The organism is Thiopseudomonas sp. SA1F2-1K, from assembly GCF_057443035.1.
In genome coordinates this window covers 1,134,619-1,158,981 of the sequence record NZ_CM172014.1, presented here as the reverse complement: position 1 = coordinate 1,158,981, position 24,363 = coordinate 1,134,619, and the positions used below count along the sequence as shown (strand labels likewise).

Below are 24,363 nucleotides of genomic sequence, written 5' to 3'. Positions count from 1 at the left end.
ATAGAACTCCCGTTTAAGCCAATAACTCAGATAACAGTGGTAAATCTGTTGGAACCGCGCGGTAGCTACCTAGTTCCGACCAAGATTTGGGTAAGTGAAAGTCGCTGCCGGCGGAAGCACGTAAGCCAAACTCTCGAGTTAAAATTGATAACACCCCTATTTGCTCAGCCGGCTGCCAGCCGTTGACTACTTCAATAGCATGCCCACCGTGCTCGACAAAATCAGCCACCAAGCGCCGGCGCTTGGTACGGGTAAAGTTGTAGTGATAAGGATGAGCTAAACTAATCAGTGCTTCAGCTTCTTTTAATACCTGTAAGGTTGCCTCAAAACTTGGCCAATGTTGTTTAACATCGCCGACTTTGCCAGCTCCTAGCCATTTACGAAAAGCTTCATTGTAATCCTTTACCCAACCTTGCTGGACCATAAAGCTAGCAAAGTGTGGGCGTGCGGGAGCATTTTGGCTGTCGCCTAATTCTGCTTGAATTGCTTGGGCACCGGCCAGCGCATCATGGAAGCCTTTTTTAGCTAGACGCTGACTAATCAGTTCTGCACGCTCCCAGCGGGCCTGATGCATTTGTTGAGTCACCCGTATAATCGCCGGATGCTGTGCATCAAAGGCATAACCTAAGATATGTATGGTGGCCCCATTCCAGCTGCACGATAGCTCAATGCCATTAATTAACTGGATCCCACATTGTTTGGCTGCATGCTGGGCTTCAGCTAAGCCTTCAATGGTGTCGTGATCGGTTAAAGCTAACGTTTTTACCCCTTGCGCAGCGGCGCGTTGCACCAGTTCAGTGGGGGAAAGAACGCCATCGGAGGCAGTGCTGTGACAATGTAGATCAATATCCATAAATCAAGGGCTTACGCTTTAGGCTGGGTTTGCTATTATGCCTGCTCTATCCACTATTGGCTTGTATTGTGAAACAGTTTATCGATTTTATCCCCCTCATCTTATTCTTCATCGTCTATAAAACCAGCCCTAATACGGTTGAGTTACTAGGCCATAGTTTTGAGTTTGGTGGTATTTTTAGTGCTACTGCTGTGCTAATCATCAGTTCAGTGATTGTCTATGGTTTGCTTTTCATCGCTCAGCGGCGTTTAGAGAAAGGCCAGTGGTTAACGTTACTTGGTTGTTTGTTTTTTGGTGGCTTAACGCTGACCTTTCATAGTGAAACCTTCCTTAAGTGGAAGGCGCCCATCGTCAATTGGTTATTTGCCAGTGGTTTTTTAGCCAGCTTGTTTATCGGCAAGCAGCCATTGATTCAGCGCATGATGGGGCATGCAGTTAACCTACCCGATGCGATTTGGCGCAAGCTAAATTGGGCTTGGGTGCTATTTTTCATCTTTTCTGGCGCTGCCAACTTGTTCGTTGCCTTTACTTTCCATGAGATCTGGGTCGATTTTAAAGTGTTTGGCAGTTTAGGCATGACCTTAATTTTTTTAGTCGCTCAAGGTATTTATATGGCACGTCATATTCAGCCGGAAGCCGATACAGCCAGCTCCGACCAACCTAAGGATTAAGCCCATGTCTTTATTTGCAATTATCGCCACTGATGCGCCTGACAGCTTAGAAGCACGTATGGCAGCACGTCCCGCTCATCTTGCGCGCTTAGAGCAGCTACAGCAACAGCAGCGTTTAGTGCTCGCTGGCCCCCACCCTAACCCCGACGCTGAAGGGTTTACCGGCAGTTTAGTAGTGGCTGAGTTTGAGTCATTGACCGCGGCTAAAGCTTGGGCTGCAGCCGATCCTTATTGTGCGGCGCAGGTCTATCAGCAGGTCATAGTTAAACCCTTTAAACAGGTTTTACCTGTTGTTGAATAAGCCATGCAGCAGCTATTGTTAATTGATGATGATGTGGAGCTCTGCGAGCTATTAGGCGCTTGGTTGAGTCAAGAAGGCTATCAGGTGTTTTATGCCCACAGCACACAACATGCGCGGCAGTTACTGAGCACTGAAGCGAGCTATGATTTAGTGATTTTGGATGTCATGCTGCCTGATGGCAATGGCTTAGAGCTGTTAAAAGAACTACGGGAAAACTTACCACAGCTGCCAGTATTAATGCTGTCGGCCCGTGGTGAGCCTATGGATCGGGTGCTGGGGTTAGAACTGGGAGCCGATGATTACTTAGCTAAGCCTTGCGACCCCCGTGAGTTAAGTGCGCGGCTCAAGGCAATTTATCGGCGGATCCAGTCAACTACCGAAGATAATACTAAGGCCCTGGAGGATTGGCTTGAATATGGCGATCTACGCTTTCAGCGCAGCACGGGCAATGTATTAACCTTCGATCAGCAAAATCAGCTCACCGTTTCTGAGGGACGTTTGTTGGACCTACTCCTCAGCCGACCTGGCGAAGTATGGAGTAAGGATGAGTTGTCTGAGCAAGCATTGGAAAAAAAATTAACTGCGTTTGATCGTAGTCTTGATATGCATATCAGTAACCTGCGTAAAAAGCTGGGTAATTTAGCTGATGGCAGTAGCCGAATCCAGGCCCTACGTGGTCGTGGTTATTTTTACGTTAAACAGTAACCGCACCTTTACCTAAGCTTTACACTCGATTGACAGCACTAAACTGTGCATCTGGCATACTAGCCCCATCGACATTGAGTGAGGTATTACTCAATTATTTACCCCTGTCATTGAGAGGAACATCTTATGCGTCAGTTTTTAACGCCTTTAGCCTTGATTACCAGTATCGCGCTTCCAATCACTAGCTTTGCCATGCCACCTGAAGAAGCCAAGCAATACTTAAATAAACCCGGTATCCATAAAGTATTGCCAGCACCCAAAGTAGCTGCAGACGCAGAAACTCGCCGTACGACCAAGCATGATCGTTACGCTCAGCAAATGCAGCAGGAGCTTAAGCTCAGTGATGAGCAAGTTAAGCAACTGCAAGCAGTGCGTGAAGCTTCACGCCAAGAGCGACGCGCAATTCAAGATAAATACTTGCCTGAAGTTAAGCGCAAAGCTATGCATGCTGAGTTTAAAAGCTCAGCTGAAAAACAGCAGCAAAAAATGCAAGAGATCTTAACACCAGAGCAGCGCAAGCAATGGAGTGAGTTAAAACAAAAGCATCGCTCAACCATGAAAAAGCATCATAAAGGCATACATAAGCCAGAGCGCAAGCACAAGTCAGATAGCGCAGAACCTCGGATGCACCGCTCTTAATAACCCTCAAGTAGGATAGCTAAGGTTAATGCCAACATTTTTTCACTCGTTGTTTTGGCGCGTCTTTGCCGCTTTGTGGTTGGCATTAATCTTGGTGGTTGGCGCTACCTTTCTCTTGGCGCAGTTCTTTAACCAAGACTATTGGTTGTTAAATCACCACCCTGCACTGCAGAAGTTTCCAGAGCAGTGGCAGCAAGCCGAAGCCAGCAATGATCCGAAAGCTACAGCGCGCTTACTTAAAGAAGTGCGCAAACAGCACAGTATCTATATTCAGGTGTTTGATATTAATGAGGATCATGAGCAACTAATCAGTCGCTCGCCAGAACTTGCCAAACACCATGATAAACGGCTGGCCCATGGCTCAGGCCCGCGCTGGCGCCGGGTGACCCAAGAGGTACACACTCCAACAGGGCAAGAATTACTCTTTGTCTATCGAATCGCCCAACAAGAATTGCAGCGCTGGCAGCTTAATCATTGGCTAAAAATAAGCAGTTATTTAGCAGTAACTTTATTGTTGCTATTAGTCATTAGCTTGCTTTTAAGTTTATCAATCACTCGCCCCATTCAACGCCTACGTCTAGCCGTGCAAGATTTAGCTAATACTAATTTTAAGCAGCAATCGCTAATGATTTTATCCCAGCGGCAGGATGAGTTAGGCATGTTGGCACGTGACTTTAAACGCATGGGTACGGACTTACAGCACTTACTCGATCGACAGCAACAGTTATTGCGCGATGTTTCCCATGAATTGCGCTCGCCACTGGCCCGCTTAAAATTACTTTTAGCACTTACTGAGCGCAGTACGCCTACACAATTGCCAACTCAAGTACAGCGAATGGAGCTAGAGTGTGATCGTTTGGATCAATTAATTAGCGAAATTTTAGACTTGGCTAGATTGGATGACCACAGTCATAGTTGGCAGTGGTTATCACTAGATGATTTCTTCGAACAATTAATTAGTCCCTATCAAGGCCTCGTATCGGAAAAAACCATCAAGCTACAAGGGCCTAAAGGGTTATCGGTACAGGTGCAAGCTGCTGCCTTTGAGCGAGCACTGGATAACCTGCTGCGTAATGCCTGGCGCTTTGCCCAGCATCAGGTACAAATTAGTTGGCAGTTAGTTGAGCAGCAACTTTGCATCACTATCTGTGATGATGGACCAGGTGTGGCTGAAGAGCATTTAGCTAAGCTAAGTGAGCCCTTTTATCGGGTGGCTGGGCAGAATGCAGCCGAGGGTTACGGTTTGGGGCTTACCATTGTGCAGCGAATTATAGAGCAGCACCAAGGGCAGCTGTGCTTTAGCAATCTACCCATGGGTTTTCAAGTCAAGGTTAACTTGCCTGTTAATCACGATGATCTTTAACGATATCGTCGATTTCAGTATGCACCATGCGATCAAGTAATACTCGCTTAAAGCCGGTAGCACGCATAACACCATTCACGTAGGTTTCCATAAAGCTGTCTGCGGCGTAGGCTTGGGCAGTTGATGCCAGTTTACGTAAGCTCTGGCATATAGCTAGGCGTACACTGGAGTCAACTTCATCGGTAATGGCTTGCTCAATGTAGTTTTGTAACCAGCCCCACATACTAAGCATCATTGCATTAGTGACGCCACGTTGTACATGAATCACCCCAACAAAGGCCTGCCATTCCCAATAGGAGTTATCAAACGGGCCTTGGACTGAGCGCTCCCACCAAGCAAGAAAATCGCGCATCCGATCGGGTAGCTCGCCTTCCTTAAAAATTTCTTTAGTTTTTTCGTAGTTCATTAAGGTGGCATAGAACGCATCAACCATGCCCGGCCCTTTAGCTAAGAGTAGGTCTTTATGCTCAATGAGTGTGGCAGCATTGCTCTCATCGAAAATAACTTCTGGGGGAATATTCAACTTAATTTTATCCACGATATCTATCAGTTTAGGATTATTGGTCATTCGAATGCTTACCTGAATACCATTTGACATTAATACACGAACATCCAAATAACCTGTACTAATAAAAAACACTGGGTAACCCAATGGGCGGGTGTAGGATTGAACCTAATGCATTTTCCTTTGCGTGCTCAAAGTAAGCACTAGATCACAGCTAGTCAAGGATTAAATTAGATTTTGCTGATGTGAGTCAATAAAAACATTGATTAGAATATTATCAACAGCCTCTAATCTTAAAGGCGATAAACCAAAATAATTTTTTTAGTAACAATTGCGTATACTAGCTTTTTCATTTGGTTTTTATAGGAAATTTATGTTTAAACGACTCGCTTACTCCCTGTTAGGGGTATCGTTTATTTTACTCACTGCCTGTTCTTCAAGCTCCTCTTCTTCGTTAGTGCGCGGTCATATTATTTTAGGCCATGAAGTCAGTGCTTTTAAGGAATGTAAAGCCAAGGATGATGCATGGTTGTATGGCGATGAAATGCAGCTCAATACCTTGCAAACAGCCTATGACAATCTAACAGTAGAACCCTATCAAGAGGTTTTTGCCGAATTGGAAGGGGTTAAACAACCTGCGGCAGACTGTGAATTATGTCAGGCCTACAGCAGTGGCTTTAAAGTGACTGCGGTAAAAAAAGTTCGCGCTGCCCAAGCCGATGATTGTCAATAACTACACAATACAGTATTAAGGATCTGTCAATGAGTGACTTAGCGTTTGCAGAAATGCCAAACCAAGCAGGTTTCTTTGGTGAGTATGGTGGCCAGTTTGTGCCTGAGCCACTCAAAGAAATCATGAATCAGATTAATCAAGCCTATGAAGAAATCTGCCAATGTGATGAGTTTAAAACAGAGTTGGCCTCGTTATTTGCTGACTATGTTGGCCGCCCTAGTCCGATTTTTCATGCCAAACGCCTCAGTGAGCAATTAGGCGGCGCACAAATTTACCTAAAGCGTGAAGATTTAAACCATACCGGTGCGCATAAAATTAACCACTGTTTAGGTGAGGCCTTACTTGCCAAATATATGGGTAAAACCAAGGTGATTGCAGAAACCGGCGCCGGGCAACATGGCGTTGCGCTGGCGACTGCCTGCGCTTTAGTTGGAATCCCCTGCGAAATTCACATGGGCCAAGTGGATATTGAAAAAGAGCATCCCAACGTAGTTAAAATGCGGGTTTTAGGCTGCACTATCGTGCCTGTTACCCGTGGCACTGCAACCTTAAAAGATGCGGTGGATAGCGCCTTTGAAGAATACCTAAAAGATCCCCATAATTTTATTTATGCTATTGGCTCTGTGGTAGGCCCTCATCCTTTCCCCAAAATGGTGCGTGACTTCCAAGCAATTATTGGGAAAGAAGCAAAGCAGCAATTCACTCAGCGCTTTAATCAACTGCCAGATTACGTAACTGCGTGTGTCGGCGGTGGCTCAAATGCGATTGGTATGTTTAGCGCATTTTTAGAGCATCCGGAGGTAAAGTTGGTGGGGGTTGAGCCTGCAGGTAAAGGGCTTGATACCGATCAGCACTCAGCCACTTTAACACTAGGTAAACCTAGTACCTTGCATGGCATGGCGTGTTATGTATTAGAGGATGAACAAGGTCAACCACTGCCAGTACACTCGATTGCTTCGGGTTTAGATTACCCAGGCGTAGGGCCACAGCACAGTTATCTAAAAGATCATGGACGAGTGACGTACGACAGCGTGACAGACCAAGAATGCTTAGATGCCTTTATGCGCTTATCTCGGGTTGAGGGTATTATCCCCGCTCTAGAAAGTGCCCATGCGGTAGCTTGGGCTATACGAATTGCACCAAGTTTGGATCCTGAACAACGGATTTTAGTAAACCTGTCTGGCCGTGGTGATAAGGACGCAGACTATGTGGCCAACTTATTAGGCTTAGCCTAACGCAAAACGCCCCAGTACAAAAAAGCACTGGGGCGGTATAAATAGATGAATTAATTTGTTTAGTTTTTAGCTAGCGGACGATTAGCACCAATATACGCTTTGCTCCAGTAGATATTATCCATACGGTCTAAACGCACGGTGCCACCAGAAGACGGCGCATGCACAAAACGTCCTTCCCCCACATAAATACCCGCATGACTCACTTTGCCATTGCCGGCAGTAGCAAAGTAAAGTATATCGCCGCTACGCCATTGATTGCGCGCCACTTTGGGGGCTGAGCTATAACTGTGCATCTGCGAGGTGGTACGGGGTAATTGCAGCCCAGCGCTTTGATCATATACATAGGCAATCAGGCCACTACAATCAAAGCCCGTTTCGGGGGTGTTGCCGCCCCATAAGTAGGGTGTTCCGATTAAACCAAGCGCATGGAATAAGACATTTTGTGAGTGCCCAGTCTGCGGTTTATAGGTGATTTCAGGTAACGGTTGACTCACGGAGCTACTAGGCGCTTTAGGCTGACTGCTGCAGCCTGCTAATAATAGACTGACTCCCAGCCCCACTAACCATACTCTAGGCATCTATCGTTACCCCTATTAATGATCAATCGCTGCCAGTAACAGCTGATTACTTGTTGCTGGCTAAGTTAATCGCAGTCTCAGCAAAACCTTCTTCAAGCACACGTTTGCCGCGCATAAAGCTGGCGCTCCAATAACTATTACTTAAGCTATCTACCCGTACCCCGCCGGTACGCTTATTGCTAGATGCGTGTAAAAACTTATTTTCCCCCATGTAAATGCCTACATGGCTGACTTGTCCGCGCCCACGCTTATTAAACAAAATTAAATCGCCTGGAATTAAATCAGCACGGGCAATTACCGGGGCATCCATACGGTACAAATCAGCTGTAGTTCGTGGCAGCTCAATACCGGCTTGCTTGCGATAAACATAGCCAATAAAACCACTGCAATCAAATCCGGTTTTTAAGTTATTGCCGCCCCAAACATAGGGTGTGCCCAATAACTTTAAGCCGCCTTCTAAAATAGAGTCGGCTAAACTTGGCAGCTGATATTCATTGTTGTCGAGTAATAGGTCACTGGTGGTTTGTTCAATATCGTCCAGTAAGCTGTGAATGGCTTCGGCTTTAGCATGCTGCTTGGCGCTAACGTGTTTGGCTGACACTGGGTGCGCACGCAACTCGGTCTGTTCATTAAAAGAAGCACAGGCTGAGAGTAAAGTAGCTAACCCTAAAGGCGTCACCAAGCGCAAAAAAGATTTGATAGAGTCCATAGCATCAATCTGTGGGAAAAGAATAAGGGCGTATTTTGCACGCCCCTATTTTAACTTGCAAACTTTTTACCCCATTGTGTGACTTTATGCTTAGTACGTTTATCTAAGTCAGGTTTATTGACGCATACCGCGGCCTGATTTGAGTAGGCGAATACACCACAGATACAAGACTGCAGTGGTCAGTAGCATCAAGCTGATAGCGGTCCAGATATTAATATCTGAAACCCCTAAAATGCCGTATCTAAAGGAGTTCACCATGTGCAAAATAGGGTTAGCCAGTGACAGCTTTTGCCAAAATGGTGAGAGTAAATCAATCGAGTAAAACACCCCACCTAAATAGGTTAAAGGGGTTAGAACAAACGAGGGAATGATTGAAATATCGTCAAAGTTGCGGGCAAACACCGCGTTAACAAAGCCACCTAAAGCAAACACCGTCGCGGTAAAGAAAATCACGATGATCGTGACCCACAGATTAGTAATGGTCAGCTTAGTAAAGAACAATGATAGTAAGGTCACAATCACCGCGACCAACAGCCCACGCATTACGCCGCCCAAAACAAAGCCAATCAATACCGTATGCGGAGATACCGGCGAGACCAAAATTTCTTCAATCGAGCGCTGAAACTTAGCACTAAAAAAACTCGATACCACGTTACTGTACGAGTTAGTAATCACTGACATCATAATCAAACCGGGCACAATATATTGCATATAGCTAAAGCCGCGCATATCGCCGATTTGACTGCCAATTAAATTACCGAAAATCACAAAATACAGCACCATGGTAATAGCCGGTGGTAATAACGTTTGCGGCCAAATTCGAAGGAAACGGCGTGCTTCACGGTAAACAATAGTTTTTAAGGCAATCCAGTTAGATGCGAACTCAGTTTGCATGTTTTTTCTCCTCTAAATGCTTATCAACTAAGGACACAAACAGCTCTTCTAAGCGATTGCTTTTGTTGCGTAAGCTCATCACCTCGATATTTTTTTCGGCCAATTGGGTAAACAAACCAGTAATGCCCATAATTTTATCGACCTGCACTTCTAAGGTTTGGGCATCGGTTAATTGGCAGGGATAACCCTGTAGTTCTGGGGCTTTAGTTTGCGCCTGGGCTAAATCTAAAATAAAAGTTTCTACCCGTAACTGATCAAGCAACTTGCGCATACTGGTGTTTTGAACAATTTCGCCCTGATCAATAATGGCTATATTGCGGCACAGTTGCTCAGCTTCTTCTAGATAGTGAGTAGTTAAAATAATCGTCGTGCCCTGTTGATTCAGCTCGGTCAGATATTCCCACATCGAGCGACGCAATTCGATATCTACCCCTGCTGTTGGCTCATCAAGAATCAGCAAGCGTGGCTCATGCATCAGCGCGCGAGCGATCATTAACCGGCGTTTCATTCCGCCAGAGAGCATGCGTGAGGCGGTATCACGTTTATCCCATAGGCCTAACTGCTTAAGTAAGGCTTCGGCACGTGCTACCGCTGTTTTACGGGCAATACCGTAGTAGCCTGCTTGAGTAACTAAAATATTAAAGGCTGTTTCAAACTGGTTGAAGTTAAACTCTTGAGGCACTAGACCTAGGCAGCGCTTAACTGCCGAAGGGTCAGTGGCTAGGTCGTGACCAAACACCTTGACCTGACCACTACTTGGATTCACTAAGGTCGAAAGAATGCCGATAGTGGTGGATTTTCCTGCCCCATTGGGACCTAGCAGGGCAAAGAAATCGCCCTCTTGCACGGTAAGGTCAATACCTTTTAGGGCAACATGGCCGTTGCCATACACCTTTTTTAGGTTTTCGATAACTAATGCTTCTGACATAAACTGCACGCTTTACCTAGAGATTAAAATTGGCTGAAGGGTCAGCCGGCATCAGCGGAAAAAATTGGCCGCTACTCCATACACCCCATTGCTCTGAGTCCTGAGCTGCGTTGGAGTCAGCTGGCTCAGCAAGTTCAGCTAACTGGTAATAATGATTGCGATGTAAACGCGCTAACAATTGGCGCTGCACATACACTGCCGGCAAAAGATCACCTTCCGCATTAGGCGCAAATATTAGTGGTTGTGCTTGGCTGAGGGTAACGCTAAGCCCGTGGTTTAAGGTTAAAACCAGTAGCTGCTGCTGGGTTATTGGGTCTTGCTTCACTTCTAGCTCTTGTGTAATGAAGGGTAAGTCATCCACTTGAATTTGAAATTTTTCTACTGGCGTTACTAAATAATAATGCTGACCTTCCTTGCGCAAAATATCGCTAAAGATCTTGACTAAAGCCTCCCGCCGAATTGGCTCTCCCTGGTAAAACCATTGGCCACGGTGATCAATCCGCATGGCTAAAGGGCCACAGTCAGCGGGTTGCCATTGGTTAATCGCAGGCGCTTCGGTCTGTTGCTCTAATTGCTCGGCGAGTTGTTGCAAGCTCAGCGTATTGGCCATGGTTAGAGTCCTCGTTGCCACTCTTGACGTAAGTGTGCCTGTTCTGGATGGGCAATCGCTTGACGCACTTGGTGTAATAAGCGCGCTTTATCTTTTCCAAGCACCCCTTTTAGCACCAAATAGTTGGAGGCGTGGTCGCTACGAAATACGGTTTGCTGTAAATCGAGAGTGCTTAAAAACAACTCAAGCTCTTGAAACAGTTGTAGCTGGGTTAAGGGCTTAAAATCAGGGTATTCACTGCGAAAGCGCTGTTCGCCTAAAGGAAAGCTAACCACCAGCGTGGATACATACTCTGGCTGGGTAGCATTCATTAGCTGTGCCGAGTGAGTAGCGTGTTGCTCTGATAAGCGTTGCCCACCGAGTCCATTTAAAATCATTACCGAGCGTGTAATCCCTGCAGCGCCGAGTTTATTTAAGGCACTTTCAGAGCTAGCAAAGGTTTCGCCTTTATTGACTAAACGTAGTACTTCATCGTCTCCAGATTCGCAGCCAACATAGGCCATGGTTAGGCCCAGCTCAGCTAGTTCTGTGAGCTCTGCCACGGATTTGTTTTTCAAGTTACTTGGCAAACAGTAACTGCTGACCCGTTCCACCTCAGGCATATATTGGCGAATAGCTTCTAAGATCGTTACTAAGCGCCGGGTTGAAAGCGCCATGGCATCGCCATCGGCTAAAAAGATTCGTCGTACTTGGTACTGCTCACTGGTGCGCCTAATTTCTTCAATGACTTGCGCTTCATCTCGTACACGAAATTTTTTTTGCGGCGCAGTGTACATTTCACAGAAAGTGCACTTATTCCATGAACAACCATTGGTTACCGGCAGAATTAACGAATTGGCCTCACTCGGTGGACGAAACACCGGCTCAATGTACTCAATAGGAAACAACTGGCTCATGTTCACCTCTGATCTTAAGATTCTTCTGTTTCAAGCTTGGAGTCGTGTTCACGCTTACGCTTGTTGCCCATGCGCACCCCAATATCCATTAAGAATTGGAAAAAACCGTCTTGGTCCTCCAGAACATTACTCCAGAATGGCGAATGATAAAGTGCTACTGCGCCGTGGACTAAGGCCCAGGCCGCGCAATAGTGGTAATACGGGGGCACATCTTCGAGCTTGCCCTCATTAATCCGATCTTTAATTAAATCGGTTAAGCGCTCAAAGTTTGAGGCACGGATAGCATGCAGTTCGGCTACCAATTCAGGCACTTGCTGACCTTTGACGACCTTTTCTTCCAGCCGATCAAACAGCTGATAGCGCTGTGGGTCACGCATGCGAAAACCAAAATAAGCTCGCGACAAAGCTTCTTTATCACGGGCAACATTTTCAGACTGAAATAAGGCGTTAAGATCGCGCTCATAGTCGAGCATTAGGCGCAAATAAATCTCAGCTTTTGACTTAAAGTGCTTATAGATAGTGCCCTTACCTATCCCAACGGTATCAGCAATTAACTCCACGGTGACGCTATCTTCACCATGGGCTAAAAATAAACTCAGCGCTGTATCTAAAATTTCTTGTTCACGGCGTTTAAATTCGCGAACTTTACGCGGTACTGTTTGCATAATAAGACCACCAAGTCAGTTTCAGATAAGCCTAGTATGCCTATTTAGAGTCGGTATTAAAACTATAACTCCACAACTGGTCACTAAAAGACTTGGTGGCCCTAGCGACTTAAGCTTGAGCTGCAGCAGTGATCAACTGTTTCATTTCGCTTACAGCTTGAGCAAAGCCAACAAATAGCGCATGGGCAACAATGGCATGGCCAATATTTAGCTCATTAATGCCAGGGATCGCGGCAATGGCCTCTACGTTGTTATAATTCAGGCCGTGCCCCGCATTAATGATCAATCCTTGTGCTTGCGCTGCTTTAACCGCTGCTTGAATGCGCTTAAGTTCTGCAGTTTGTGTAGCCACACAGTTTGCTTCAGAGTAACGGCCAGTATGCAGCTCAATAGTGGTGGCGCCTACACGTGCAGCGGCTTGAATTTGCTCGGCTTCTGGATCAATAAAAATTGAAACGATTGAGCCAGCATTAGTTAGGCGTTCTACCGCCTGCTGCACTCGCTGCTCTTGGGCTAAGATATCTAAGCCGCCTTCAGTGGTTAGCTCTTCACGGGTTTCTGGTACTAAGCAAACGTGCGCGGGTTTAACTTGCTCTACCATTTGCAGCATTTCTTCGGTGATCCCCATTTCAAAGTTCATTGGGGTTTGCATCACCGCTTTTAGTAGTTTTACGTCACGATCCTGAATATGTCGACGATCTTCACGCAGGTGGATGGTGATGCCATCGGCTCCGGCTTGCTCGGCATCAAGCGCGGCTTTAACTGGATCAGGGTAGCTGGTGCCGCGGGCTTGGCGAACAGTGGCAATATGGTCAATGTTTACACCCAGTAAAATACGCTGCTTAAGATTCATAATCTGTTCCTCATAATGGTCGAGTAAAAAACTCGCGACTAATAATAGGCTGACCTTTTAAATGAAAGGCTAAGGTCTGGCGCATTAAACGCTTGGCTACGCGCAAGGTGTGTTGTTTCTCCCAGTCAGCCTCGGATAAGCATAAAATATCAGCTCCGAGATAATGCTGCTGATGAGGATAGCTTGCACAAAAGCCCACATCGGGTTGTAGTTGATAATACTGTTCAGCTTGTAACGGTTGCTGGTCACTGTCTTCAGTTAATGAGTAGCCATAACCTAGTTGCACAATTAACTGCCACTCAAATTGCCGTAATATCGGCTCAATGGGCTGCTGTTCACGTAGCGCGAAAAGAGCCACCTGATAAAGCTCAAACAAGACTGGGTAAGCGTCGTGCTCGGGTAATAAGCGAGTTAATAGTTCATTAAGGTAAAAGCCGCAAAATAATCGCTCGCCGATAAGTGGTGGCGTAAACTCCAGGTTATCAAACTGAGTTAGGGTTTTTAATTCGCTGCGCCCTGCCCACTCAATGGCATATAAGCTAAATAGCTGCACTTTATGCCCTTTGCTGCGCCTTGCCCCACGTAATACTACCCGTTGTCGTCCTTGCTCGGTAAACACATCGAGCAAGGCGCTGGTTTCTTTGTAAGGCCGTGAGTGCAACACGTAGGCATGCATGGGTTAGTCGAGGTAACCCAGCGAGCGTAGCGCGCGCTCATCGTCCGACCAACCACCTTTGACTTTAACCCATAAATTCAGCATGACTTTACTGTCAAATAGGACCTCCATATCCTTTCGCGCTTCTTGGCCGATGCGCTTAATCCGCTCACCTTTCTCACCAATCAGGATTTTCTTTTGTCCATCCCGCTCCACTAAAATAAGCGCATGGATATGTAAAATACGTCCTTCATACTTAAAGTCTTCCACCTCAACGGTTGCTTGATAAGGCAGTTCAGCCCCCAGCTGACGGGTGATTTTTTCGCGGACTAATTCAGCCGCAAGGTAACGACTGGAGCGATCAGTAATTTGCTCTTCTGAATAATAAAAAGGACTCACTGGCAAAGACTGATTAACCAACTGCTCTAAACGCTCCAGGTTTTGATTATGCAACGCCGAAATTGGCACAATCTCGGCATTGGGCATTTTTTCTGACAGCCACTGTAAGTGCTCAAGCAATTGGCTTTTGTCTTCTAAGCGATCAGCTTTATTAACCGCCACAATTAATGGACAGCTAAGGTGCTTGATGCGATTAAACACCAGCTCGTCTTCTTCGGTCCAGCGCATCCGGTCCACCACAAACAACGCCACATCAACATCACGTAGCGCTTGCTGGGCTACGCGGTTCATGTAGTTGTTCAGGGCAGTCACCGTGTTTTGGTGAATGCCGGGGGTATCTACGTAAATGGCTTGTACGTTACCTTCGGTTTTAATGCCAAGCATGTTTTGCCGAGTGGTTTGCGGCTTGCGCGAGGTAATGGCTAATTTTTGCCCTAAAATATGATTGACCAGCGTAGATTTTCCTACGTTTGGACGCCCCACCACGGCGACATAACCACAGCGTAACTCACTCATGCTTTGCCCCTTTCTCAAGATTTAACGCAGTTAATGCAGCTTCTGCTGCCATTTGCTCTGCAATTCGGCGACTAGCACCCTGACCATAGGTTTTTTCAGTTAAGAGACTTACGCTACACTCTACATCAAATACACGACAATGCGGCTCGCCTTGAATATTAATCACTTCATAATTAGGCAGTTCACAGCCTCGAGACTGTAAAAGCTCTTGCAGTCTCGTTTTAGGGTCTTTATTGGTATCAACTAACGTTAAAGTTTCAAAGTGCGGCTCTAACCAAAACAAAATGCGCTCACCAGCGGCTGTCATACCGCGATCTAAATAAATCGCTCCAATAATGGCTTCCATTGCATCGGCAAGAATAGATTCACGACGAAACCCACCACTTTTTAGCTCGCCAGAACCCAGCAATAAATGATCGCCTAGGTGTAAGCCCTTAGCCAGAATAGCTAAGGTTTCGCCTTTAACTAAGCGAGAGCGTAGACGTGATAACTGTCCTTCGCGCGCTTCAGGAAAGCGCTTAAATAAGGCTTCACCTGCAATAAAGTTTAAAACTGCATCGCCTAAGAATTCGAGGCGTTCATTGTTTTTTCCCGCATAACTGCGGTGAGTTAGCGCAATTTTGAGTAGCGCAGCATCATTAAACTCGTAGCCAAGTTTAGTTTGTAGCTTTTGTAGGGAGTTGCTCACTAGAAATACACACGTATTGTTAAATAAAACAGGAAGGAGGTGCTCGCTACTGTAGCCTGCAGCAGCGAGCCACAATTATTGAATAAAACCGGCGCGTTCAAAACTCGGTAAATGGCTAAGTTTTGGCGTTTTCCAAGTCATCCAAATTGCTGAGGCTTTGCCCACAATATAATGATCTGGCACCATACCTTGTAACTCAGGGCTAATATGGGGATCATCCCAATAACGGCTATCTTTTGAGCGATCACGGTTATCGCCAAGCATAAAATAGTGCCCTTCAGGCACTGTCCACTCACGACTTGGCTCAATTCGGTAGTGATCCATTTCTTTGCGAATCTGGTGCTCTGCTTGCCCTAAGGACTCAGCATAAATTTTCGCACTGCCTAAACTGCCAGGCTCTGAGCCAATCAGCTGTTCAGCCACTGACTGCCCATTGATAATTAAGCGCTTGCCTGAGGTGTATTCGATGTGATCACCTGGCACCCCAACTACCCGCTTAATGTAATTAATTCGTGGATCTTCTGGGTACTTAAACACCATAACATCGCCACGCTGCGGATCACCGACCGGAATCAGCTTTTTATCAATCACTGGTAAGCGAATTCCGTAGGAAAATTTATTTACTAAAATAAAGTCCCCTACTTGTAAAGTGGGAATCATCGAGCCTGAGGGAATTTGAAACGGCTCAAATAAAAATGAGCGCAATACAAAAACAAATGCCAGCACTGGAAATAATGAGCGCCCAAACTCAAGTACAGCGGGTTGCTTAGTCAACTGCTCTAAGGTTTCTGGCGCAGTTGTCGCTACCGACTGCCGATAACGCTCAACTGCTTGCTCTCGGCGCTTGGCAAAGTAGAACTTATCAACTAATGCCAAGGCTCCAGTAATAATAACCGCAAGGGTTAAGAGCAAGGGAAAATCAATGTGCATTAATCATCCACTCTTAGCACAGCTAAGAATGCCTCTTGTGGAATTTCTACGTTACCTACTTGCTTCATGCGTTTTTTACCTGCTTTTTGTTTTTCTAACAGTTTACGCTTACGGCTAACGTCCCCACCATAACATTTGGCCAGTACGTTCTTACGTAGTGCTTTAACTGTGGTACGGGCAATCACTTGTCCACCTAAAGCCGCTTGAATGGCCACATCAAACATTTGCCGTGGAATTAAGTCTTTCATTTTTTCGGCCAGTAGACGGCCACGACTAACAGCAATATCACGGTGCACAATCAGCGCCAATGCATCGACTTTTTCGCCATTAATTAAAATATCTAAGCGCGATAAATTCGCTGCTTGGAAACGATCAAAAGCGTAGTCAAGTGAGGCGTAACCACGGCTCACTGATTTTAGTCGGTCAAAGAAATCAAGCACCACTTCATTCATAGGAAGGTCATAGCAGACTTGCACTTGATTTCCCATAAACTGCATGTCAGTTTGCACACCACGCTTTTCAACGCAGAGCGTAATCACACTACCAAGGTGCTCTTGAGGAACTAGGATCGTGGCTTTAACGATCGGTTCCCGCATTTCTTGGATGTTGGCAGGGTCAGGCATCCGGGAAGGGTTGTCGACATAAATAATGTCGCCATTTTTCATGACCGTTTCAAATACCACCGTAGGCGCGGTGGTGATTAAATCAAGGTCGTACTCGCGCTCGAGTCGCTCTTGGATAATCTCCATGTGCAACATGCCCAAAAAGCCAATCCGGAAACCAAAACCAAGAGCTTCCGAGCTTTCGGGCTCGTATTGTAACGCGGCATCATTGAGGGTTAAACGCTCTAAAGCATCACGAAAGGCTTCAAAGTCATCGGCACTAACTGGGAATACACCGGCATAAACCTGAGGTTTTACCCGTTGGAATCCGGGCAGCATTTCTACTTCAGGCGTGTTAGATAAGGTTAAGGTATCACCAACTGGTGCGCCTTGAATTTCTTTAATACCCGCAACAATAAAGCCAACCTCACCGGCTTTAAGTTCAGCCGTATTGGTATGTTTAGGATTAAACACCCCAACACTATCAACTTGGTGAACTTTACCCGTCGACTTCACTAAAATTTTATCGCCTTTTTTCACGCGACCGTGTTTGACTCGCACTAAAGAAACGACGCCTAAGTAGTTATCAAACCAAGAGTCGATGATCAAGGCTTGTAGTGGTGCATCAATTTCACCTTCTGGAGCAGGAATAGTTTTGATTAAACGCTCAATAACGTTTTCTACTCCTAGTCCGGTTTTAGCGCTACAGGTCACGGCATCCGTTGCATCAATTCCAATGACGTGCTCAATTTCTTCTTGTACCCGCTCAGGATCAGCCTGGGGTAAATCAATTTTGTTTAACACCGGCATCACTTCAAGGCCTTGCTCAATGGCGGTGTAACAGTTAGCCACTGACTGAGCTTCAACCCCCTGTCCAGCATCGACTACTAATAATGCGCCTTCACAGGCTGCTAATGAGCGACTAACTTCATAGCTAAAGTCAACGTGGCCTGGCGTATCAATAAAGTTTAGCTGATAGGTTTTACCATCTTCTGCGGTATAACCTAAGGTCACACTGTGAGCTTTAATGGTGATTCCACGCTCTTGTTCAAGGTCCATGGAGTCCAACACGCGGCTGGCCATTTCACGTTCACTAAGGCCGCCACAAATCTGAATGAATCGATCTGCCAAGGTAGACTTACCGTGGTCAATATGGGCAATGATTGAAAAATTACGAATATGACTCAAGTCACTCACAGAACTTCACCAAAAATAAGTAGCGCCAACCTGATGCTGGCCGAAAAATAGGGCTAAGTTTACTTGATTTAACTAGCGCTCGTCACCTTTGTTCGCAAATGCGAACCAGAAAAACCAAAAAGCGGCTTATTCAGCCGCTTTTTGGAGTGTTATCAATTACTTAGATAATTTAAATGAAATGAAGCTGGCTCGCCCTTGACGTAGCACTCGCATCGACAATGATTTGCCGGCAGGTAACTCAGCGACGATTTTACTAAAGGCTTTAGCTGACTCAATGGTTTGCTGGTTCAAGTGTGTGATGACATCACCTGGACGCAATCCAATTAATGCCGCAGGACCTTGTTCAACATGATTCACAACCACGCCACTGGTAATTTCCAGCTGCTTTAATTGCTCTTTGGTCAAGTCTTGCACACTCATACCTAAGCGGCTATTACTGCTTTGCTTAGCAGCGCTAGCTTGTGCTGCTCCCTCTTCAGGCAAGCCACCTACTTTAACTGCAATATTTTGTTTTTTACCTGAGCGTAGCACTTCCAGCTTGGCGGTATCGCCTGCTTTTAAAGTGCCAATATAGTGCGGTAAATCTGAAGATAAAGTAATTGCTCGCTGGTTTACGGATAAAATAATGTCGCCTACTTGTAGCTTGCTTTTAGCTGCAGGGCCATCTTCTAAAATCTGCACCACTAAAGCACCAGCGGGCTTATCTAAACCAAAGGATTCAGCTAATTCCTTATTCACTTCTTGAATAATGACACCTAACCAACCACGATTCACTTTACCCTCAGCTTTTAGCTGCTCGGCAACACCCATTGCTACATCCATAGGAATCGCAAAGGAAAGCCCCATAAATCCCCCTGATCGGGTAAAGATTTGTGAGTTAATCCCCACCACCTCACCTTTAAGGTTAAATAAAGGGCCACCAGAATTACCTGGGTTAATTGCAACATCAGTTTGAATAAAAGGCACATAGTTTTCGTTGGGCAGGCTACGGCCTTTAGCTGAAACAATGCCTTTGGTAACCGAGTGATCAAAACCAAAAGGTGAGCCAATGGCCAATACCCACTCACCCACCTTTAAATCGTTCGACTGACCGATTTTAGCCACAGGTAAATTTTTACCCTCTACTTTAAGCAGCGCCACATCAGTGCGAGGATCAGCGCCAATTAGCTTAGCTTGTAACTCGCTGCGATCTGATAGGCGAACTAAAATCTCGTCAGCCCCATCGATCACATGATTGTTGGTTAAAATATAACCATCTTGCGAGATAATAAAACCAGAGCCTAAAGATTGTGCTTGTGGTTGCTGACCGCGTGGCGCTTGCCGTGGTTGCGGGAAACTATGTTCAAAGAATTCACGGAAAATGGGCGGCAAACCTTCGAGGTCTGGCATTAAATGCTGTGGTGCTCGCTGCGCCTGGATGTTAACTTTTTGCCGCGTACTGATATTTACAACTGCTGGGGAGGACTGCTCTACGAGCTGAGTAAAATCAGGCAGTTCTTTAGCTAGAGTTACATTGCTGCTCAATAAAAAGACTGAAAATACCGCGGCAATGCACGTTTTCATTTTGCTCATTTAACACTCCTAAATGATAAGAACGTCGATCAGATTAACTTAAATTAGTAATTGAAGAACTTTTGCTAAGTTGCGGAGCAAGCGTGCCCCGCCGCATGTACCGATTGCTTATCATACGAGCAAGCAGCAAGCCTGCAAAGAGCCCGAAAAAACTTGAAAGAATTATCCGTGGCTCTGTGGCATCGAATGCAGCACTCATTAGTAAGCCTGACAATAGCCCAAGCAATGGCAGCAAATAGCCCAGAACAGAAGCCAACAATAACCCTTGCTCGGGAATAGCCACTTCGACGGTATCCCCTGGAGTAAAATATTGATTGGAGTTTAAGGGAAGATTAAGGGTACTTACCTGTGGACTGTTAGCTGTTTGCAGTAAATCGGCTAATTTACCATGGCCGCAACCTGCTCGAGCCTTACAGGCTCCACAGGCTGTATGCTTTTGTAGCGCAACCCAAGCCACTTGATTGACGGCATCGGTTGCAATAATTGTGCCCTGCTCTTTAATCACTGTTCAGACCTTTAGGACATACAGAATGCGCAATACGCTCTATAGCTAACATCGGCAACTCCCCTATAACCGTAATAACTACTGGTGGTTTAACGTGTTTACAGCCAGATAAGCTGACTAACGCAGTGGGGCCTAAAGTGCGTGACTTTTTAACTTCTGGCAAGCGAACCCGCGAATGATTAGGTTCAATAAATACAGAAAAGTGTACTAAACCATCGCTGTAACTACGGTTGTAGGTATTGGTTTTACCTGCTACTTGAAAAACGCTACTTTGCACTTTAACAAAACCTGTTGGCACCCATTTAGGATCCCATACGCTATCTGAATGCGAGTTTTGTTGCACTGCTTGGCGACTGCAGTTAGCTGAGGCCTGTAGTGCACTGGGAACAGGTTGGACAGGAGCGAATGATACATACTGCGTGCGTTCTAACAGTCGTTGGCGGTTATTAAGCAGCAAGGTTTGTAAGGGAACCCCCGTTTGTTGATCCAGTTTGAGTTGCATGGAGTAGCGATAAGAATCTTTTGCGGCAAAGTTGAGGCTATAGGTTGGGCGGCCAGCAATTCGGCTTTCTTCCCCCCAGCTTAATTGATAGTTCTGTTCTATATGTTGCAAGCTCGCGAGGCTGCTTGGCCAGTCAGACAAATAAAAAGGTGTTTGCGTGCTGGTTTCTGAAAAACTGCACAAAACACCTTCCTGATTACGTAGCAACTCATACTGGGTATTATCTAGTCGAACAATGCGTTGGGTAAAGCCATGATTCTGAGCCAAGTGATGAGTGGCATAGGTAGCAAATACGCCTTTGCGCTCATAGACTAGGTGGCCACTGTAACTGGTATGAACAGCGGCTTGTTGCACGTGCGCTAACCAAGCCAACTGTTCGGAAGTAAGGTCTTTTGCTTGATCGGCTAAAAGCACAGGGCTATTAGTCATACACAGGATACTGATAGCCCATAGCCATTTCATGCTGAGGTTACTCTTGTGCGGTATTAACTGGCGTTACTTGGGTATCAGTATCGGCGTGAGCAGGTGCTTGCTGGGCATGGCGACGTAAATACTCTGGCAGACGATCATTATGCCAGTTACCCTCACCTTCTAAGGCCTCTGCCACTGGGCTATGTTTGCTTTCATTAAAGCTGGTTAATTCGGAGATTTGTCCAGGCATGCCCACAGCTTCAAGCATTTCCATTGGCTCACCAGCATCTGCTGTAAGTTCTGTGGAGGCCAATTCGCTCTGATTTAAAAAACGCACACCAGCCAAGACCGCTAAGGTCACTGAGGCTGCAATCGCGACTTTGCTTAAACGACCAAAAACAGGCATTGAGCGAGCGGCTGGTTGCTCAGCGGTCTGAGCTTTTAAGCTATCTTCAGTCTCCTGGATCGCTTGTCTGATGCCTGCAGAGAGATCGACACCTGCAAATACTCCCTGCGCATCTGCAGCTAGACTTGCATCGCGTGCCACATTATAGCGCACCCAGGTTTCACGTACTTCTGAGTCATCTATGGATTGAAGTATTCGTTGCAACTGCAAGTCATCTGCTTGATTATCCATCAAAGCAGATAGCGCTTGCTGCAAGCTTTCTTTAGTACTCATTTACTCTCACTCCTGCTCAACCGATTACTCGTCAAGCTTCATTATTCAATAAAGGTTGTAGCGCCTTATCTACTGCTTCCCTGGCTCTAAAAATTCGTGACCGTACCGTTCCAACGGGACATTTCATAACCGTAGCAATGTCTTCATAACTTAATCCTTCGAACTCACGCAAAGTGAGAGCTACTCGCAAGTCCTCTGGTAGCTGGCTAATGCTATGTTGTACCGTTGACTTGATCTCATCCCTCAACATCATACGTTCTGGGCTTTCAATATCTTTTAGCGCGTGATCACCATCAAAAAACTCAGCGTCTCCGGCATCCACATCACTGCTCGGTGGACGGCGGTTACGTGAAACCAAGTAGTTTTTCGCGGTGTTTATAGCGATTCGATATAGCCATGTATAGAACGCACTATCACCCCGAAAGTTTCCTAAAGCCCGATAAGCTTTTACAAAAGCTTCTTGGGCAACATCTTGTGCTTCATGTGGATCATGCACAAAGCGCACTACTAACCCTAAAATTCGATGCTGATATTTGAGTACCAGCAAATCAAAAGCGCGCTTATCGCCTTTTTGAACGCGCTCTACCAGCTGCTGATCATCTTCAGGCGTCATGTACATTCCTTAAATTCTAATAGACTGATATAAGTAAAAGACTTCATACATTAACAGTTACTCAGTCCGTCTAGCTTAACTTAAATTGAGCGTAAATTCGTGAACTACTAAAGATAAGCACAGCATTGAGTGCTGAACTAGAGATTAGTTCACTTGGTGTTCGGTACTGATTGATGAACATTCTTGGGTTCGCTAAGAAGAACTGGCGCTTATTTTTAAGCGCCAGCTTAGTGAGCCTAACTTTTTTGGGTTAATCCAAAAGGTAAGCCTGTTTGCAGTTGTGGTAGCTGTTTTAGTAAATCTTGTAACGCCGCTTGCAGCTGCTCCTCAACTACTGGATGGTAATACGGTGCCTGTAGCAAATCTGCAACTGTCATCTGCTGCATAATCGCTAGCGCTAAAAAGTGCCCAAGGTGTTCCGTATCGACACCTAATAAGCTGGCACCGAGCAGCTTGCCAGAATGGGAGTCCGCATACAGGCGAATCAGACTTTGCTCATCGTGCTTAATAATTGCTCGCCCATTTGCTTTGGCTTCACCCACCAAATAACTGCCTGCAGTTAATGAGTGAAAACTTGCTCCCACACTCACAATATCCGGCTTAGTGAAGGCAATCGCTAAAGGTACTTTACGCTCAAAAGCAGTTACTACTGTACGGCTGGCGTTATAACCAGCAATTGCTCCCTCATCACAGGCTTCATGCATTAGGGTTCGGTCGGCATTTAAATCACCGGCAATAAAAACCCGGGTATCACCTACTTGCATAGTGTGCGGATCAAACACCGGCACGCCTTTGTCATCTAATGGCAATCCAGCGTTCTCTAGCGCCAGCTCGGCTAAATTAGGTCGACGCCCAAGTGCAACCAACAATTGATCCACTTCAACGGCTTGATCGCCGGCCTTGAGTAACACCCCGTGTTCGGTGCGCTCAACTTCCGCGGGATGGCCTAACCAGATATCCATCTCATTGGAAAAAGTTTTCTGCGCTGCCTGAGCAATAGCGGGATCTTGAACACCTCCTAATTGATCAGCCATATCGGCTGCAGTCACTTGCACACCTAAGCGTGCTAGAGCTAAGCCCAACTCAAGACCGATGGCACCTAGCCCCATAATACCTAAGCGTTTAGGCAGGTGTTCGAGCTCAAATACAGCATCTGTCGTTAACATGCGATCAGCCACTGCAGATAAAAAACTAGGCACTACAGGGCTAGAACCGGTAGCTAAAATAATCGCCTGTGCCTCGATCACCTGCAACCCTTCAGCGGTTGCCACTTGAACCCGGTTAGGTGCTAAGAAAGAGGCCTTTCCGATAATCAAATGTTCACCTGCTGCGCGCTGAGCTCCTTGTGCTGCCCCCGTGGCAAATCGGTCACGTAACTGGCGCACCGTCTTGAGTGCGGCTTGGTCATTAATGGCTGGTGGCGCTGCGCTAAGAACCTGATCTTGCACCAGTTGCTGAACGGCTTGGTGTTCCTGTGCTACTTGCAGTAACACCTTAGAGGGCATACAGCCGACCCGGGCACAGGTGGTGCCAAGCGGCCCTGTATCGACGACTAAATAGTCTTTTTTAGCGCGCTTAACTTCTCTTAAAGCATATAAGCCAGCAGTGCCTGCACCAATGATTAGTACATCTGTTGATTTTGTTTGCATGCTTACTCCTGTAATTTCTGCGTCAGTTACCTCCTATACTCTAGAGGGTAAATTTAGGTTTAGCTAGTTAATACGTCTAATCGCGCCCTGCTTAGTTCCGCCTTAGTCTGTGCCCAAGAATCAATAATTGTTACTTTAAGTGACAGCTTCATTTTCTGTTTAATGCAACAAAATTAGGCAAACTATGTATCTGCATCGATTAGTGCTTATGTTGGTGGTAAGCATGTATTTGTTTTCCCCAGCGATTATGGAGTGGTGGACAGCAAGCAACACCAATAGCTGGTATCGACCCTTTATTTTGTGGTTT

At 46.0% G+C, this 24,363-nt stretch carries 28 protein-coding genes; 7 read left to right on the top strand and 21 right to left on the bottom strand.

What is annotated here, in order from left to right; translation table 11 throughout:
- Positions 1 to 13: 13 nt before the first annotated feature.
- Positions 14 to 853: a PHP domain-containing protein gene (locus AC2T15_RS05590; protein ID WP_486778951.1), complete on the bottom strand. Its 840-nt coding sequence runs from the start codon at positions 851 to 853 to the stop codon at positions 14 to 16.
- Positions 854 to 921: 68 nt separating this feature from the next.
- Between AC2T15_RS05590 and AC2T15_RS05585 the strand changes: the two genes are divergently transcribed.
- From AC2T15_RS05585 to AC2T15_RS05565, 5 genes are all read left to right on the top strand, one after another.
- Positions 922 to 1,524 carry a septation protein A gene (locus tag AC2T15_RS05585; RefSeq protein WP_053099543.1) on the top strand — a complete coding sequence of 201 codons (603 nt, stop codon included), beginning with the start codon at positions 922 to 924 and terminating at the stop codon, positions 1,522 to 1,524.
- 4 nt (positions 1,525 to 1,528) lie between these two features.
- On the top strand, positions 1,529 to 1,825 hold the full coding sequence (locus tag AC2T15_RS05580; RefSeq protein ID WP_053102374.1) for a YciI family protein: 297 nt from the start codon (positions 1,529 to 1,531) through the stop codon (positions 1,823 to 1,825).
- Positions 1,826 to 1,828: 3 nt separating this feature from the next.
- Positions 1,829 to 2,530, top strand: a complete 702-nt coding sequence (locus AC2T15_RS05575) for a response regulator transcription factor (RefSeq protein ID WP_053102373.1) — start codon at positions 1,829 to 1,831, stop codon at positions 2,528 to 2,530.
- Positions 2,531 to 2,656: 126 nt separating this feature from the next.
- Positions 2,657 to 3,169, top strand: coding sequence for a Spy/CpxP family protein refolding chaperone (locus AC2T15_RS05570; protein WP_286596478.1), 513 nt, complete (start codon positions 2,657 to 2,659; stop codon positions 3,167 to 3,169).
- A gap of 28 nt (positions 3,170 to 3,197) precedes the next feature.
- Positions 3,198 to 4,532, top strand: coding sequence for a sensor histidine kinase (locus AC2T15_RS05565; RefSeq protein WP_486778950.1), 1,335 nt, complete (start codon positions 3,198 to 3,200; stop codon positions 4,530 to 4,532).
- Here AC2T15_RS05565 and AC2T15_RS05560 read toward each other — a convergent pair.
- The gene (locus AC2T15_RS05560) at positions 4,513 to 5,100 is read right to left on the bottom strand and encodes a protoglobin domain-containing protein (protein ID WP_286593617.1); all 588 of its coding nucleotides are present in this window, start codon (positions 5,098 to 5,100) and stop codon (positions 4,513 to 4,515) included. The two genes, AC2T15_RS05565 and AC2T15_RS05560, sit on opposite strands and share 20 nt — an antisense overlap.
- A 310-nt stretch (positions 5,101 to 5,410) precedes the next feature.
- Between AC2T15_RS05560 and AC2T15_RS05555 the strand changes: the two genes are divergently transcribed.
- Entirely contained in the window at positions 5,411 to 5,770 is a 360-nt protein-coding gene (locus tag AC2T15_RS05555; protein ID WP_486778949.1) for a hypothetical protein, read from the top strand.
- A 29-nt stretch (positions 5,771 to 5,799) separates the two neighbouring features.
- The gene (trpB, locus tag AC2T15_RS05550; protein WP_053099537.1) at positions 5,800 to 7,005 is read left to right on the top strand and encodes a tryptophan synthase subunit beta; all 1,206 of its coding nucleotides are present in this window, start codon (positions 5,800 to 5,802) and stop codon (positions 7,003 to 7,005) included.
- Positions 7,006 to 7,064: 59 nt separating this feature from the next.
- Here trpB and AC2T15_RS05545 read toward each other — a convergent pair whose 3' ends face one another.
- From AC2T15_RS05545 to AC2T15_RS05455, 19 genes are all read right to left on the bottom strand, one after another.
- Positions 7,065 to 7,583 carry a C40 family peptidase gene (locus tag AC2T15_RS05545; protein WP_486778948.1) on the bottom strand — a complete coding sequence of 173 codons (519 nt, stop codon included), beginning with the start codon at positions 7,581 to 7,583 and terminating at the stop codon, positions 7,065 to 7,067.
- 46 nt (positions 7,584 to 7,629) lie between these two features.
- Positions 7,630 to 8,292, bottom strand: a complete 663-nt coding sequence (locus tag AC2T15_RS05540) for a C40 family peptidase (protein WP_053099535.1) — start codon at positions 8,290 to 8,292, stop codon at positions 7,630 to 7,632.
- Between the two features lie 114 nt (positions 8,293 to 8,406).
- Complete coding sequence (locus AC2T15_RS05535) at positions 8,407 to 9,186, bottom strand: ABC transporter permease (RefSeq protein ID WP_286593627.1); 780 nt, start codon at positions 9,184 to 9,186, stop codon at positions 8,407 to 8,409.
- Positions 9,176 to 10,114: an ABC transporter ATP-binding protein gene (locus AC2T15_RS05530; protein WP_053105319.1), complete on the bottom strand. Its 939-nt coding sequence runs from the start codon at positions 10,112 to 10,114 to the stop codon at positions 9,176 to 9,178. The genes AC2T15_RS05535 and AC2T15_RS05530 overlap by 11 nt, the downstream gene beginning before the upstream one ends.
- 16 nt (positions 10,115 to 10,130) lie before the next feature.
- Positions 10,131 to 10,724 carry a DUF1285 domain-containing protein gene (locus AC2T15_RS05525; RefSeq protein ID WP_053099532.1) on the bottom strand — a complete coding sequence of 198 codons (594 nt, stop codon included), beginning with the start codon at positions 10,722 to 10,724 and terminating at the stop codon, positions 10,131 to 10,133.
- Between the two features lie 2 nt (positions 10,725 to 10,726).
- Positions 10,727 to 11,620 carry a radical SAM protein gene (locus AC2T15_RS05520; protein WP_486778947.1) on the bottom strand — a complete coding sequence of 298 codons (894 nt, stop codon included), beginning with the start codon at positions 11,618 to 11,620 and terminating at the stop codon, positions 10,727 to 10,729.
- A 14-nt stretch (positions 11,621 to 11,634) separates the two neighbouring features.
- Positions 11,635 to 12,285 (bottom strand): TetR/AcrR family transcriptional regulator, encoded by a 651-nt coding sequence (locus AC2T15_RS05515; protein ID WP_486778946.1) that lies wholly within the window; start codon positions 12,283 to 12,285, stop codon positions 11,635 to 11,637.
- A 109-nt stretch (positions 12,286 to 12,394) separates the two neighbouring features.
- Positions 12,395 to 13,138, bottom strand: a complete 744-nt coding sequence (gene pdxJ, locus AC2T15_RS05510) for a pyridoxine 5'-phosphate synthase (RefSeq protein ID WP_486778945.1) — start codon at positions 13,136 to 13,138, stop codon at positions 12,395 to 12,397.
- 10 nt (positions 13,139 to 13,148) lie between these two features.
- A complete protein-coding gene (gene recO, locus AC2T15_RS05505; RefSeq protein ID WP_053099528.1) occupies positions 13,149 to 13,814 on the bottom strand; it encodes a DNA repair protein RecO in 666 nt (221 codons plus the stop codon).
- 3 nt (positions 13,815 to 13,817) lie between these two features.
- Positions 13,818 to 14,708 carry a GTPase Era gene (era, locus tag AC2T15_RS05500; RefSeq protein WP_486778944.1) on the bottom strand — a complete coding sequence of 297 codons (891 nt, stop codon included), beginning with the start codon at positions 14,706 to 14,708 and terminating at the stop codon, positions 13,818 to 13,820.
- A complete protein-coding gene (gene rnc, locus AC2T15_RS05495) occupies positions 14,701 to 15,396 on the bottom strand; it encodes a ribonuclease III (protein WP_053101852.1) in 696 nt (231 codons plus the stop codon). Before rnc ends, era begins: the two co-directional genes overlap by 8 nt.
- Before the next feature lie 75 nt (positions 15,397 to 15,471).
- On the bottom strand, positions 15,472 to 16,326 hold the full coding sequence (gene lepB / locus AC2T15_RS05490) for a signal peptidase I (RefSeq protein WP_486778943.1): 855 nt from the start codon (positions 16,324 to 16,326) through the stop codon (positions 15,472 to 15,474).
- On the bottom strand, positions 16,326 to 18,125 hold the full coding sequence (gene lepA, locus AC2T15_RS05485) for a translation elongation factor 4 (RefSeq protein WP_286593631.1): 1,800 nt from the start codon (positions 18,123 to 18,125) through the stop codon (positions 16,326 to 16,328). The genes lepB and lepA overlap by 1 nt, the downstream gene beginning before the upstream one ends.
- Before the next feature lie 156 nt (positions 18,126 to 18,281).
- Entirely contained in the window at positions 18,282 to 19,697 is a 1,416-nt protein-coding gene (locus AC2T15_RS05480) for a DegQ family serine endoprotease (protein ID WP_286593633.1), read from the bottom strand.
- 34 nt (positions 19,698 to 19,731) lie between these two features.
- A complete protein-coding gene (locus AC2T15_RS05475) occupies positions 19,732 to 20,202 on the bottom strand; it encodes a SoxR reducing system RseC family protein (RefSeq protein WP_486778942.1) in 471 nt (156 codons plus the stop codon).
- A complete protein-coding gene (locus tag AC2T15_RS05470) occupies positions 20,195 to 21,133 on the bottom strand; it encodes a MucB/RseB C-terminal domain-containing protein (protein ID WP_486778941.1) in 939 nt (312 codons plus the stop codon). Before AC2T15_RS05470 ends, AC2T15_RS05475 begins: the two co-directional genes overlap by 8 nt.
- A 40-nt stretch (positions 21,134 to 21,173) precedes the next feature.
- Positions 21,174 to 21,794 (bottom strand): sigma-E factor negative regulatory protein, encoded by a 621-nt coding sequence (locus AC2T15_RS05465; protein WP_486778940.1) that lies wholly within the window; start codon positions 21,792 to 21,794, stop codon positions 21,174 to 21,176.
- Between the two features lie 31 nt (positions 21,795 to 21,825).
- Complete coding sequence (rpoE, locus tag AC2T15_RS05460) at positions 21,826 to 22,407, bottom strand: RNA polymerase sigma factor RpoE/AlgU (RefSeq protein ID WP_053099519.1); 582 nt, start codon at positions 22,405 to 22,407, stop codon at positions 21,826 to 21,828.
- Positions 22,408 to 22,643: 236 nt separating this feature from the next.
- Positions 22,644 to 24,056 (bottom strand): dihydrolipoyl dehydrogenase, encoded by a 1,413-nt coding sequence (locus AC2T15_RS05455; RefSeq protein WP_486778939.1) that lies wholly within the window; start codon positions 24,054 to 24,056, stop codon positions 22,644 to 22,646.
- Positions 24,057 to 24,363: the final 307 nt, after the last annotated feature.

What these genes read in the sequence shown, in the direction of transcription:
- AC2T15_RS05520 (WP_486778947.1), bottom strand. Translation starts at nt 11,620, where the DNA reads ATGAGCCAGTTGTTTCCTATTGAGTACATTGAGCCGGTGTTTCGTCCA.
- AC2T15_RS05470 (WP_486778941.1), bottom strand. Translation starts at nt 21,133, where the DNA reads ATGACTAATAGCCCTGTGCTTTTAGCCGATCAAGCAAAAGACCTTACT.
- era (WP_486778944.1), bottom strand. Translation starts at nt 14,708, where the DNA reads ATGAGTGAGTTACGCTGTGGTTATGTCGCCGTGGTGGGGCGTCCAAAC.
- AC2T15_RS05560 (WP_286593617.1), bottom strand. Translation starts at nt 5,100, where the DNA reads ATGACCAATAATCCTAAACTGATAGATATCGTGGATAAAATTAAGTTG.
- AC2T15_RS05540 (WP_053099535.1), bottom strand. Translation starts at nt 8,292, where the DNA reads ATGGACTCTATCAAATCTTTTTTGCGCTTGGTGACGCCTTTAGGGTTA.
- AC2T15_RS05535 (WP_286593627.1), bottom strand. Translation starts at nt 9,186, where the DNA reads ATGCAAACTGAGTTCGCATCTAACTGGATTGCCTTAAAAACTATTGTT.
- AC2T15_RS05565 (WP_486778950.1), top strand. Translation starts at nt 3,198, where the DNA reads ATGCCAACATTTTTTCACTCGTTGTTTTGGCGCGTCTTTGCCGCTTTG.
- AC2T15_RS05530 (WP_053105319.1), bottom strand. Translation starts at nt 10,114, where the DNA reads ATGTCAGAAGCATTAGTTATCGAAAACCTAAAAAAGGTGTATGGCAAC.
- AC2T15_RS05515 (WP_486778946.1), bottom strand. Translation starts at nt 12,285, where the DNA reads ATGCAAACAGTACCGCGTAAAGTTCGCGAATTTAAACGCCGTGAACAA.
- AC2T15_RS05545 (WP_486778948.1), bottom strand. Translation starts at nt 7,583, where the DNA reads ATGCCTAGAGTATGGTTAGTGGGGCTGGGAGTCAGTCTATTATTAGCA.
- recO (WP_053099528.1), bottom strand. Translation starts at nt 13,814, where the DNA reads ATGCATGCCTACGTGTTGCACTCACGGCCTTACAAAGAAACCAGCGCC.
- AC2T15_RS05570 (WP_286596478.1), top strand. Translation starts at nt 2,657, where the DNA reads ATGCGTCAGTTTTTAACGCCTTTAGCCTTGATTACCAGTATCGCGCTT.
- trpB (WP_053099537.1), top strand. Translation starts at nt 5,800, where the DNA reads ATGAGTGACTTAGCGTTTGCAGAAATGCCAAACCAAGCAGGTTTCTTT.
- AC2T15_RS05575 (WP_053102373.1), top strand. Translation starts at nt 1,829, where the DNA reads ATGCAGCAGCTATTGTTAATTGATGATGATGTGGAGCTCTGCGAGCTA.
- AC2T15_RS05590 (WP_486778951.1), bottom strand. Translation starts at nt 853, where the DNA reads ATGGATATTGATCTACATTGTCACAGCACTGCCTCCGATGGCGTTCTT.
- pdxJ (WP_486778945.1), bottom strand. Translation starts at nt 13,138, where the DNA reads ATGAATCTTAAGCAGCGTATTTTACTGGGTGTAAACATTGACCATATT.
- AC2T15_RS05525 (WP_053099532.1), bottom strand. Translation starts at nt 10,724, where the DNA reads ATGGCCAATACGCTGAGCTTGCAACAACTCGCCGAGCAATTAGAGCAA.
- AC2T15_RS05455 (WP_486778939.1), bottom strand. Translation starts at nt 24,056, where the DNA reads ATGCAAACAAAATCAACAGATGTACTAATCATTGGTGCAGGCACTGCT.
- AC2T15_RS05580 (WP_053102374.1), top strand. Translation starts at nt 1,529, where the DNA reads ATGTCTTTATTTGCAATTATCGCCACTGATGCGCCTGACAGCTTAGAA.
- AC2T15_RS05465 (WP_486778940.1), bottom strand. Translation starts at nt 21,794, where the DNA reads ATGAGTACTAAAGAAAGCTTGCAGCAAGCGCTATCTGCTTTGATGGAT.
- rpoE (WP_053099519.1), bottom strand. Translation starts at nt 22,407, where the DNA reads ATGACGCCTGAAGATGATCAGCAGCTGGTAGAGCGCGTTCAAAAAGGC.
- AC2T15_RS05555 (WP_486778949.1), top strand. Translation starts at nt 5,411, where the DNA reads ATGTTTAAACGACTCGCTTACTCCCTGTTAGGGGTATCGTTTATTTTA.
- lepB (WP_486778943.1), bottom strand. Translation starts at nt 16,326, where the DNA reads ATGCACATTGATTTTCCCTTGCTCTTAACCCTTGCGGTTATTATTACT.
- AC2T15_RS05480 (WP_286593633.1), bottom strand. Translation starts at nt 19,697, where the DNA reads ATGAGCAAAATGAAAACGTGCATTGCCGCGGTATTTTCAGTCTTTTTA.